We start from the raw sequence: 12,563 nt of genomic DNA on the forward strand, positions 1-12,563 counted from the left end.
AACTATCAGTTACTGGTTGTGTTTTTCATTTTCATTTGAATTAGTAGTTGTGTTTTTGACAACTCTAAATGAATGGCCTGACTTAAATTAAGTATAATTGAGAGATAAGGGGAATTTTTGCCGCAAAATTAAGAAAAACAGAATTTCCATGTCAATTATTGCTGAAGTATGAGCTTATAAATCGGATCTGTTTGTTTCCCTGTATGGTGATGAAATGACAAAAGCAAGAAACATCGCAATATATGGAAAAGGCGGTATCGGGAAATCAACTACCTCATCAAATCTTTCAGCGGCTCTTTCTGACCTGGGCCTTACAGTAATGCAAATAGGCTGTGATCCTAAGAGCGACTCCACAAATAACCTGAGAGGAGGCAAATCGATCCCTTCCGTTCTTGATGCTATGAGAAGTGGAAAAAGAATTGAAATCAGCGACATCGTCTATGAAGGGTTCAATGGAATTCTCTGTGTGGAAGCAGGCGGTCCTGAGCCTGGAGTAGGCTGCGCTGGCAGAGGTATTATTACTGCAATCGAACTTCTGAGGCAAAAAAACGTCTTTGAAGAGTTTAACCCTGATGTTGTAATTTATGACGTGCTTGGAGACGTTGTCTGTGGAGGATTCTCAATCCCTATCCGTGAAGGCGTAGCAGAACAGGTATACACTGTTGCATCCTCGGATTTCATGGCAATCTATGCAGCGAATAATCTCTTCAAGGGTATAAGGAAATACGCAAACAATGGCGGTGCGCTTTTCAGCGGAATAATTGCGAATTCAATGAACCAGCCGATTCAAAAAGAGATAATAAATGATTTTGCACGTCAGACAAAAACAACGATTGCCGGATATGTTCCCCGTTCACTTGATGTTACAAGAAGTGAACTCAGAGGACAGACTGTAGTTGAACATGCGCCTGATTCTGAGCAGGCTGAGGTATATAGAGAACTTGCAAGAGGCATTTTGAATAACAATAAGAAATATGTTCCTGCACCTCTTGAGTCTGAAGAACTCAAAACCTGGGCCGAAAGCTGGTCAGATATACTCCTCAGGGAGCGTGAACAGGTACATGGACATGAAGGAAAAATGAAAAGCAGTAGCATTGAAGAAGGAACACCAATAAGTTCCGAAGCATGAGATACTCAAAATTCGGCTCTGTAGAAATCTCTTCAAATCGACAGAAACGGATCAGATCCAATTATTGAAATCCAGTTCGCGTCTTGAGTCACAGGTATTTGAGGTTCCTCCAACCACCGGATTTCTACAAAGTCTAAAATTTGTATCTCAAACTCTTTTATAAATTTAAAACTAAATGAATCTAAAGCTCCTGTTGTGAATTACTCATATAGCAGGAGTTTTCGAACTTACAGTTTTTAACTCGATGAACTTAATCCTTATCTGGGCATTGGGGCATTCCATCTCTTTCTTTCATCTCTTTCTTTCATCTCTTTCTTTCATCTCTTTCTTTCATCTCTTTCTTTCATCTCTTTCTTCTATCTTTTTCTTCTATCTTTTTCTTCTATCACTTTCTTCCATCTCTTTTTCCCATCGGTTTTTTACTAGCGACAATTGCTTTTTTCAAATTGTTTCATGAAATTTCCAGTGATTTGTTCGTTATGTGGACAAAACACTTTTATATCTTAAAAAATAATTATCTTCACGATTGTGAACAATACGAATTTAACTTCACAATTGTGAAGTCAAGACTTCAATTAAAAATCATACATGCGGTAGAAATAATGGGATTAAGTGAGCGAAATCTAAAGCAAAACAAAAATTACCGAATTATGATTGATTCGGAGGGGATAGGCCATATTAGAATAATCAGACGCATTAACCTGAAAACTCTGATTGAAATTTTCAAGGAGCTTTACCTTGAGCTTAAAAAATATCCTGACAAAAAACCGCATATGAAAATATATATTTCCCACTCAATTTACGAAGAGATGTCAGATAACATGAAACATTTCCATGACTTTGCAGTCTCATGTATGGATGGGACATTTGAACTGATTGTTATTAGCTAATTACTCGTCTTAGCTAATTATTTATTTCAAGTTAGTCAAATATTTGAAATAATAATATGCTCTATTTTAGGGCATATTACATATGGGTTACTGAAAGTCACAATTGTACAAAAAATGGCTATTGAAAAAGCCATTTTTGGATTATTGGGTAAACAAATATCCTTTTTGTATTCATTTTGGAAATTTCGGCCAAAAGGTTTAAAAACAAAGAATCCTTCTATGGAAATGGTGATTCACTATGAGGGATCGTTTTTGTTGAAAATGAATCTATAAACAACAATGTGAATGAAATTAACTACGAAAAACTTGAGAAACTGCCCCCGTCGGCAAAGCTGGTATTTAAAACACTTGAAGCTAAAGGGCAGATGACACAGAAAGACATAATTCGTGAAACAATACTTCCTTCACGCACAGTAAGATATGCAATAAACAGGCTAAAGGAAGAAAAAATTTTAATGGAACGTTTTTATTTCATTGACTCACGTCAGAGTCTTTATGAAATAAGAAAGCCTTCAAATCAGGTTCTGGCAGTATGAATTAAAAAATGCTTTTCTGTGTAACTGGATCAAACTTCATTGTATATCCGAATATTTGATTTTTGAGGCATATAAACCTCAATTATTTTTTAGAGAACTACTGTTAATAACTAATTTTAAGAGTTAATCTCAAATCCAAATCTTCTCTCCTATATTTCATACTCTGACTAATTATTCAAAATTCAAGATAGTGAGAGTCTTTTTAATTTTTTCTGGTTTATCTCCAATTTCAAACATCAGTTAGATCATTATCAGTTTTGAATGATCTTGCTTTGTCTACAATGTCTCCTATCAAAGAAAATAGGCTCTTCGTCATCCCCTATGGATAAGATGATTTTCAATTCAAGGCTGTATTGTTTTTTGGCTGTATTGTTTTTCATGAGAATATTATGAGGATATCCACACAAAACAACGAAGAGCCTTTTAGTTTTTCACGATTTAAAGTGGAAATCTAAAGAGACCAGAAAATAATAAAAAGTCTCTTCTTTCTAGCACTTCTCTATTACTGCCAATAATTGCTGGGCAGCCTGTTTAGCTTAGGGGTGGTCCACATTCTTGTACCGTAGCTTAATGCTATAAGGTTAAACCAGTAAAGAAAAATTAGATCTCTATATTAGCAAAATAGGGTTAAAATAATATTATTTGTTAAAAATATTATATAGAGTGAGAGCATAGTATAAATTGCGTTCTCATCTATTACAAGACCACATAGCAAGACCTATTCCACAAGAAATACTTCAACGCCTACTCCGAAAAATATAATATAAAAGTGAAGAGATAAGAAGCTCGCAACCCGTGAGTCCAATACCAAACCTCTTCCTGAACAAGACTTAATAAGTGCCGTTCGGAACTTCCAGAATTTCTCAGGTGGGAACGCATCTCTTTTCCTAAATAAAACGTTACAACTCAATATTATCCTAAAATATAGTTCTTTTACTTTTCGGATAGGTTCTAAGTCAATTCACATTCATTGCTCCCCTTTCACAGGCAAATATCAGGATTTCTCAAACCTCCCAACTCAAAACCCTCCTCCTCAACAACGTTTATATGTAGTAAGGATTACAGTACACCTGATTTTTCCGAACGTTTTATATTATTCATTAGATTACTTAATATATCATGACATGTAGAAACATGGCATTCATGTATTAAAATTTACAACCTGATAATGGTTTCATAAATAAAAAAGAAGGTTCTGTTAATGAAATACTGGCAGCCGAAATACGAAACAATGAATCCCGAAGAATTGAAGAAATTACAGCTAAAACGCCTTCAACACAGCGTAAAGCTGGTCTATGACAATGTTCCTTTTTACAGGCAAAATTACAAAGCAGCCGGAGTCACTCCATATGACATCAAGACCCTCGATGATGTCCGTAAATTGCCTTTTACACGGAAAACCGACCTTCGGGACAACTATCCTTTCGGGCTTTTCGCTGCCAAAAAAGAAGATATAGTACGTATCCATGCCTCGTCCGGAACCAGCGGGAAACCGACAGTTGTCGGGTACACGGCAAAGGATATTGAAACCTGGTCTGACCTGGTCGCCCGTGACCTCACGATGATTGGGCTTTCAAAAAGCGACACTATTCAGAACTCAATGAATTACGGGCTCTTTACCGGAGGCATAGGTTTCCACTACGGTGTAGAAAGAATGGGCGCAATGGTCGTGCCGGCTGCAACCGGAAACACCGCCCGGCAGCTTGAAATGATGATCGACTTCGGCGTAACTGCAATCCACTGTACCCCTTCTTATGCCTTTTACCTTGCCGAAACCGCTGAAGAAATGGACCTTATAGACAAACTCTCCTTAAAAGCCGCTATATTCGGAGGGGAACCCTGGTCCGAAAACACGCGGAAGCAGCTCGAAAAGCGGCTCAACCTTAAAGCCTATGACTGTTACGGCCTGTCCGAGATGTTCGGTCCAGGAATCGGTTTTGAGTGTCAGGAGCAGGACGGCCTGCATATCTGGAGCGATAATTTCCTTGTAGAAGTCCTTGATGAAAACGGAGAACAGGTCTCAGAAGGTGAAAAAGGTGAACTTGTCCTCACTTCCATCAACAAGGAAGGCTTCTGCAACGTCCGATACCGCACAGGCGACATGACAAGGCTTCTTGAATCAGAATGTGAGTGCGGCCGGACAACCACAAGAATTTCCCGCCTCATGGGCAGAGCCGACGACATGCTGATCGTAAGAGGAATCAACGTTTTCCCCTCCCAGATCCAGGACGTGATCTCTCGCATCCCGCAGGTAGGCGAACACTTCCAGCTCATCCTTGACCGTAATAAACACATGCTAGACGAACTTACAATCGAGGTCGAACTCGAAGATAATGCCTTTACCGGCGATCTCAAAGACCTTAAAGCCGTCCAGAATTATGTCCAGCACGAACTCAAAGCTGTCCTGAATATCCGCACAAATGTCGAGCTCCTTGAGAAAGGTAGCATCGAAAGAACCGCAGGAAAGGCAAAGAGAATCATCGACAGGCGGCCGCAGCTCTAACCGGAAGGGCAGCCTCAATTAACAATAAATCAGGGAAAAATTATTCCCTGGTCTTTTTTTTAACCTTTTTTAAGACCTGTTTTTTAGCAGTCCTTTTTAGATTACTCCAGTTTTTATTATCCAGCTCTCAGAGCAGAGAAAATAGCGTTTCAGAACCTTCAGAACTCCGGACAACCCTACGCTCGGTAAAATAGAGTGATTTTTGCGTAAAATCTGAAAATAAGCTGAAATTTTTTGATTTTGTTTTAATGAAGCCTACAATAAGCCAAAATTGTAAAATAATCTGTTTTGGCGATCTGAAGCAATAAAAAAGTATTATAAAATACAGCTCTAGCTTGTAAATACAAAAAATGAAGAATACGAAAAATGAAGAATACGAAAAATGAAGAATACGAAAAATGAAGAATACGAAAAATGAAGATATGTGTTATAGGTAACACATATCAGCCAGAGTTTGAATTTGCCTTAATATCCCGGTTGCTTTCCCCTTAACTCTTTGGATCAAATTTTATAGCCCGGTCGTATACTATCTCTGAGTAGGCTGGCCCGGTTTTTGTTGTGTTCTCCATGTAGGCTCTCCAGGCAACAAAAAGCGGCTGATCAGGCTCTATACCGTGAACTCCCACGCCGGAGGGAACCTCATAGCAGTATTGATCATCTTCGCTGCAGTTCCTGGCAAGCTTGTAGACATACAGGTATTTCGCATTTGGATTGTCAGGGAGGTATTCCTCGGCAGATCCATTGAAATCTGCGTCTGTAATTGCTCTAACACCATTCCATACATCTGCTCCGTATATTGCGAAGTTCGAGTACGTCGCCTTTCCTGTGGCTACATGGTTAACCCCATAGACAATTATGAATTCATTGGAATCGTTGCCCAGGGTAATTGCCGGTTCTCGCAAGAAAGGATAGTACAGCGAGGTGTTAACGAAAGGAGGTGTAGGCGAAGAGATAGTCTGGTTTGCTGTCCATAAATAGCACGCATCGTTGTTAGGACCGACACCGTTAATTCCTCTCTGGATAGCATCACTCCCTACAGGAACTGCCTGACTGGTCGGAAGTTCTGTGGCACTTGACTCATTATATTTGTTGAGAATTGCAACCCTTAACTCTTCGAGATCATCCATAAGCTCAAACTCTGTTTGCCCGGTTCCGCGGACCCTCAGTTCCGGATAATCATACGGGTCCAGCTCCGTAGTGTTGTTGGGAGTAATTCTGAACACAGTTGCAGGCGTATTATTTATGTAATCATCACCAGCCTGTGTGTCATTGAATAAAGCTGGGCGGACAAACGCGGCAAACGTATCGGAATCATTCTCCAGTCCCATTTTTAATATGGCTGATGGCAACACCTGGGTGTTAATTATATCGTCTGAGTATCCTGCAGATTGGGCAGCAGCCCGGATGCGCTGATCAATGCCTCTGTCAGCTGTAATTATTATTACCGTGGTTTGATTGAAAGGATTTCCAGACGACCCGTTTGGAGTCCCTTCGGTTTTAATAACCAGGTCGTTCACCGTATCTGCTATGTTGGAAAAGAGCCATCTCCTTTCATTACCAATCGTCCTGTGCATTATGTAATGATCGTAGCTGAAGTACCTGCATTCCGGAGGTGTTCTTCCCACGAAAACAACAGCTTCATCAGGACCAAGGTTCCAGAATGGAGTTGTATTTCCGCTCATCCCAAGTGTACTGGTTAATTTAGAAATCCGTTCATCTACTCCCTGACCAGTTGCTGCTGGAACAAAATATGCAACATATTTTGTGGTGGGATTGTTTCCATATGCAGAAGGTAATATTCCTTTCTCTAATAGCCCAATTAAATCAAAGTAACCCAGTTCACCTTCCTGTACGGTGAACCCCTCCTGTTCTAAAGCCTGTCGAAAAGCCTCTGCGTCATACGTTTCCATATTTGTTTCTACATTCTCTGCGAGGGCAGTTCCTGTTAACGATGTGAATAAAACGCCAATTATTATAACCATTATATAATTTTTCATATATAACCCCCAAGTTAATTTATTATTTAATATATTAGAAATCTTGTCAGGACATTGACTAAATTTTGACAGTCAATCAGTTAACATTTAGTATCATTCCTTTCTCCAACACCCGGTTCGGACTTATACTTACTTTGTAAAAATAATTTTATATGAATTTTCAACAAATCTTACAAAACTTTAAAGCCCATTTTTCATTTTATACTCAATTTTCATTTTAACCCAATTTTCATTTTATACTCAATTTTCATTTTATACCCAAATAACCGGTTGTAAATACTGCTTTCTAATATCCCGGACACTCAACGCTCGACGCAGGAGAGCGGCCTTTCCCATGATGTCTGCAAAAAAAGTGAAGTTTTAGAATTTTATCAAATGAACTCCTAAACAAGTTAAAATCTATGAAATTTTTATTCTAACAGTTCTAAATAACAAAATTTATTTTACATGCCTCCAATATCAAAAAAGAATTGGAGGAGTTTATGGATCCAGCCGCTCTCGCCCAGCTCGCTCAGCAAGCAACAAATATTCTCATTCCTGCCTTGTCTGCCCTGTGCATTGCAGGAAAACCCGCAGTTGACAAAGGCAAAGAAGTTCTTGTGGATTTGATTTATGAAAAAGCCTTTGAAAAACTCGGTTCTGAAAGTGGAAAAAGAGCACAGGCTCTGCTGGATAAAATAAGCCCTATAATGAGTTCATCCCTCAAAAAAGCACTTACAAAAGTTCTCAGAAACTCCGATGATCCAAAAGCAAATGAAGAGCTTCAGCAAGAAATCCTTAAGTTGCTGGTGGAAAATCCAGGTCTAGTAAGGGAAATTGAACCTATTGTAATAAATTTTAATGTTGAAAACATTGACCAGCTTGCATTAGGAAACTACAATAATTTCTTCAATTTTAAAACGCCTTCTGGAGACGAACTAATCAAAATCATTGAGTATCTGGATCAAAGAAGGAAAGAAGCCGCAAATCAGGAAATACTGAACCGTTACAACCCTTCAACCCTTCCATATTATCCCGAAAAACTAAAGCTATTTGTTACCGAAAACCGTTCAGAAGAGTTAAGAAAAGCACTTACATATCTCGAAAATCACCGAATTTTACTTATCAGCGGCGTTGGTGGAGTTGGGAAATCCACCCTTGCAAGGGCTCTTGTAGACCTCAGACCTGTAAACGTACCTGAACCTTTCTGGTTTGACTTTAATCAAAATCAGAGCGCAAAACTGGGAGATATCCTTGAAAAACTTGCCTCCTATCTGAAAGCACCAGAAATCGCATCTTTTAAAGACGAAAGGAGAGAGCCCGGAAAATTTGACATTGATAAACTCACAGGCGAATTTCAAAGAAGAAGTGAAGTCTGGCTTATTTTTGATGACCTGAGCACTATTCTTGAAGATCAACATTTTGCAGACAACGGCATCGAACTTCTCTTTTCTTCCCTGCGACACAACACCCACAATGCAAAAGTTATCGTAACAAGCAGAACTCTTCCTATCCTCGAAAACGGGGAAAAACTGATTGATGTAGTAGAAAATGAGGATAAACAGGACCTCAAAGGTTTGAATAAGGATTTTGCAGTTGACTACCTTATTAGTAATGGACTTGACGAAGTGGAACCTGAAAAGCTGGAAGAACTGGCTATAGGCGTGGATGGTCATCCCCTTGCCCTGAAGTTACTTGTGGAGTTGGTAACAGAATTCGGTGTGAAGGATACGCTTGAAGACCTGAGTATGTATCAAGAAAGTAAAGATGATACTATCAAAAAGGCAAGAAAGCTATTCGATAAACTGGCAGGTGAAGAAAAAGAACTCCTTGAACGTATTTCGGTTTACCGTGGACACGTGGGTCTAGAAGGACTAAAAGAGATGTTTACAGAAAATACTCCAAAAAACGCTGTTAAAAAGCTTATTGATAAATCTCTTCTGGAAACCGACCATAATGGAAACTATTGGCTCCATCCTCTAGTTCAGGAATTTTCCTATGAAGATCTGAAGAACAAAAAAGAATCTCATATGCTTGCAGTAAAATATTACCTTCCTCTCCCACTACCGGAAAATCCAACTAAAAAAGAAGACCTTCAGCCGGCAATCGAAGCCCATTATCACTCTTGCGAAGCCGGAGAATATGATCTAGCTGCACATATTATCCTTCACTCAAAACTACATATTTATCTTGATATTTGGGGTGACTACACTATACTCATAACATTGTACAGACAATTACTACCACCAGATCCTCTTAATGATGAAATTCTTTTAAGCAAAGAAATGAGGAGTTTTGTTTTTGGTGACCTTGGACTCACATATATGCAGCTTGGATATGTAAAAAGGGCAATTGAATATTATGAACAGGCACTAAAAATTTCAAGAGAAATTGGCGACAGGCGCGGAGAAGGAAATCACCTTGGAAATCTGGGGAACGCATACAGTGATCTGGGCGAACCAAGAAAAGCAATTGAATATTATGAACAAGCACTAAAAATTTCAAAAGAAATTGGCGACAGGCGAAATGAAGGTAATTGGCTTGGAAATCTGGGGAACGCATACAGTCATCTGGGCGAACCAAGAAAAGTAATTGAATATTATGAACAAGCACTAAAAATTTCAAGAGAAATTGGCGACAGGCGTGGAGAAGGAAATCACCTTGGAAATCTGGGGTTAGCATACAGTGATCTGGGCGAACCAAGAAAAGCAATTGAATATTATGAACAAGCACTAAAAATTTCAAGAGAAATTGGCGACAGGCGCGGAGAAGGTGCAGACCTTGGAAATCTGGGGTTAGCATACAGTGATCTGGGCGAACCAAGAAAAGCAATTGAATATTATGAACAAGCACTAAAAATTTCAAGAGAAATTGGCGACAGGCGTGGAGAAGGAAATCACCTTGGAAATCTGGGGTTAGCATACAGTGATCTGGGCGAACCAAGAAAAGCAATTGAATATTATGAACAAGCACTAAAAATTTCAAGAGAAATTGGCGACAGGCGCGGAGAAGGTGCAGACCTTGGAAATCTGGGGTTAGCATACAGTGATCTGGGCGAACCAAGAAAAGCAATTGAATATTATGAACAAGCACTAAAAATTTCAAGAGAAATTAGCGACAGGCGCGGAGAAGGAAATCGCCTTGGAAATCTGGGGTTAGCATACAGTTATCTGGGCGAACCAAGAAAAGCAATTGAGTTTTTGAAGCAATCCCTTGCGATAGGAAAAGCTATTGAAGACCCGAGGATAATTAGCTTTTGCGAGCAAAAGTTGAAAGAACTTGACGGGATTGAAGGCAATGAAAACGCAAACTATTATCCAGCCCCTAATAATTCTCCAGATTCAAGATGTCCTCCAACTTCAAAAAATATACTTCAGACTATTATCAGCAAGCTGAAGTCCAAAAAGTAATCTTTCAAAAAAACAGATTTTACTCTTTAAATAGACTCATTTCTTATAGACTCATTTCTTATGGACTCATTTCTTATAGACTCATTTATTACAAATTTTTTGTAATCTCTTCTCATGAGCTTGATACAAATATCCCAAAATCAGCATTAAAAGATCCTAACTATTTCTTTTGCCTTTAAGGAATTTATACATCCTGGTGACTCTAAAAGTCGTAGCAAAAACTTTAAAAACAAGGCAGGAAGATCTAAAAGCATGAAAAGCGGAAGTGAGAATGGTTCTCCTGAGGCCCTGACAATATCCGATGACCTGGAGCTGGGGGAAGTAAAAGCTATTAGAGAAAAGCTTTCTGAAATGCACAATGACATTAAAAAAGTGATGGAATTTACCAGCAGGCTGCGTTTAGAAGCTGCTATTGAAAGGTCCAGGCAAGAGTATTCAAATGCTCTTCTCAATCACCTCTTCGAAGACATCGATTCCGGTCTTGAACGGAACATGGTAAAAAAATGCCCTGAAAAGCAAAAATGTACTTCTGCGTTTACGGCTCTTCTGCAGCAAAATGCCGGGCTTATAACGAAAAATAGAGTAGATGACAAATCAATATCGGACAACAGAAAAAAACTGGAGGAACTTAGATGCGAAGCTCCTTACAACAAATGTGAGAAATGCTTTTCCGAAGTATCGAGCCTTCTGGTAAAACAGGTGAACCTTATGCGCTCTATGAGGATTTATACTAACAACCAGGAACAGAAACCGAATATTTCTGCTCTTAAAACCTCTGTAGTTATGAGTGAGATCCTTGAGCCGGTCTCAAACCCCCAGCGTCTGGAAATTCTCAGAGCAGTAGCATTCGAAATGAAAAGTTTTTCTGCTTTTTCCGAACTTACGGGCCTCAGAGGAGGAAATCTGCTCTTCCATCTCCAGAAACTTATGGAAAGCGGGCTGATTCTACAACAGCACGAGAGGGGAGATTATATGATTACTGAGAAAGGTTTCAAAATACTTCAGGGTCTAAACGAAATTTATTCTTCACTTCAAAATTATCCACTTCAAAATTCCTCAAAGCAGAAACCTGAAAAGAACGATCTCATGGAAAGAAAAGAAAAAACAGAGATGACTATTTAAACTCAGGTATTTTTGATCCTCAGTTTTGCAGCGTTCAACCTCGCAACTTTCTATTTTTTTAGTACCATCTGGTTAAAATTAGTAACTCAGGTGTAGTAATACAGTTGAATGCATTAACTATATTTCAGTGCCGATTAAGTATATATCAATAACCTGCCAATAACAGAGTGTAGAATGAATTCTCCGGGGAAATCAAACTGCAAAGAACCAGAATGTCAGACAAAAAATAAATAAAAAACACGGAAAAAATTTGAGAAAAAAGCAAAATATGAGGAGTAAAAATGACTGTAAAAGATGATATTCACGGGCAGATCGTTGCAGGCCTTAAAGATGCAAAGTTTCCTATAAATACCCCTGAAGAACTGCTTGCTGCATTTCCTGCAGGTGCAGATACTACATGCAGATCGGGCAACCTTGAAGTTACTGCAGGAGAAGCAGGAAAATTGCTTACTCCAGCAGATTTTCCATTCAAAGACGCAAAAAAAGTAGCAGACACAATAGTTGAAAGAGCAGGACTTTAAAACCTGCTCTTTTATTACAAAGGGAGCGTAGAGGGTCACGAATAACCCATTCTTTATAGCCTGTCCTACAAATACCCTTGGTAATAAAATAATTCCTTTTTTTTTGATTTAAAGGTTTTATTTGCTTTTTTTCAGAACTTTTTTATTACTGTCAATAATTGCCGGACAGCCTGTTTAGGGCTGGATGGCCGCCCGCAATATGATTTTGTGACAGTTCCTTTGTATAGATATTACAAACTCCAGTACCAATAGTATGACTCTCCGTAACGATCTTATCAATGTTACTGTCCCAGAAATAGCTAAAACTCCTGCACCTTCAAAAAGCAGCTCAAACGAGGACAATACCACGGAAAAAGTCAATAACCAGTGGCAAATTTTGATAAGAAGTGAAGTCGACGGCCAGCAGCATCGAAAGGCGATATAAATAAAGAAAAAAATAAAAAAAAGAACGAAAAAAAGAAAGAATCAATCGATCG

9 protein-coding genes are annotated in these 12,563 nt (G+C 38.9%); 8 read left to right on the forward strand and 1 reads right to left on the reverse strand.

Annotation, left to right across the window (positions count from 1 at the left end; all coding sequences use genetic code 11):
* The first annotated feature begins 214 nt into the window (after positions 1 to 214).
* From MSKOL_RS07320 to MSKOL_RS07335, 4 genes are all read left to right on the forward strand, one after another.
* Positions 215 to 1,129 (forward strand): AAA family ATPase, encoded by a 915-nt coding sequence (locus MSKOL_RS07320; protein ID WP_048119883.1) that lies wholly within the window; start codon positions 215 to 217, stop codon positions 1,127 to 1,129.
* A 479-nt stretch (positions 1,130 to 1,608) separates the two neighbouring features.
* The gene (locus MSKOL_RS07325; RefSeq protein ID WP_197078854.1) at positions 1,609 to 2,019 is read left to right on the forward strand and encodes a hypothetical protein; all 411 of its coding nucleotides are present in this window, start codon (positions 1,609 to 1,611) and stop codon (positions 2,017 to 2,019) included.
* Between the two features lie 281 nt (positions 2,020 to 2,300).
* Entirely contained in the window at positions 2,301 to 2,555 is a 255-nt protein-coding gene (locus MSKOL_RS07330) for a helix-turn-helix domain-containing protein (RefSeq protein WP_048119888.1), read from the forward strand.
* Positions 2,556 to 3,756: 1,201 nt separating this feature from the next.
* Positions 3,757 to 5,058, forward strand: a complete 1,302-nt coding sequence (locus MSKOL_RS07335; RefSeq protein ID WP_048119890.1) for a phenylacetate--CoA ligase family protein — start codon at positions 3,757 to 3,759, stop codon at positions 5,056 to 5,058.
* Positions 5,059 to 5,546: 488 nt separating this feature from the next.
* Here the strand turns inward: MSKOL_RS07335 and MSKOL_RS07340 are convergent, their stop codons facing one another.
* A complete protein-coding gene (locus tag MSKOL_RS07340; protein WP_048154806.1) occupies positions 5,547 to 7,055 on the reverse strand; it encodes a hypothetical protein in 1,509 nt (502 codons plus the stop codon).
* A 482-nt stretch (positions 7,056 to 7,537) separates the two neighbouring features.
* Between MSKOL_RS07340 and MSKOL_RS18710 the strand changes: the two genes are divergently transcribed.
* The 4 genes from MSKOL_RS18710 (at position 7,538) to MSKOL_RS19925 (ending at position 12,511) form a co-directional block, all read left to right on the forward strand.
* Positions 7,538 to 10,444, forward strand: coding sequence for a tetratricopeptide repeat protein (locus MSKOL_RS18710; RefSeq protein ID WP_052725375.1), 2,907 nt, complete (start codon positions 7,538 to 7,540; stop codon positions 10,442 to 10,444).
* A 252-nt stretch (positions 10,445 to 10,696) separates the two neighbouring features.
* Positions 10,697 to 11,566 (forward strand): winged helix-turn-helix domain-containing protein, encoded by an 870-nt coding sequence (locus MSKOL_RS07350; protein WP_048154808.1) that lies wholly within the window; start codon positions 10,697 to 10,699, stop codon positions 11,564 to 11,566.
* Positions 11,567 to 11,847: 281 nt separating this feature from the next.
* A complete protein-coding gene (locus MSKOL_RS07355; RefSeq protein WP_048119896.1) occupies positions 11,848 to 12,087 on the forward strand; it encodes an MTH865 family protein in 240 nt (79 codons plus the stop codon).
* A gap of 253 nt (positions 12,088 to 12,340) precedes the next feature.
* The gene (locus MSKOL_RS19925) at positions 12,341 to 12,511 is read left to right on the forward strand and encodes a hypothetical protein (RefSeq protein WP_156150992.1); all 171 of its coding nucleotides are present in this window, start codon (positions 12,341 to 12,343) and stop codon (positions 12,509 to 12,511) included.
* The last annotated feature ends 52 nt before the right edge of the window (positions 12,512 to 12,563 follow it).

The sequence above is a fragment of the Methanosarcina sp. Kolksee genome (assembly GCF_000969945.1).
GTDB classification, from domain to species: Archaea; Halobacteriota; Methanosarcinia; order Methanosarcinales; family Methanosarcinaceae; genus Methanosarcina; species Methanosarcina vacuolata.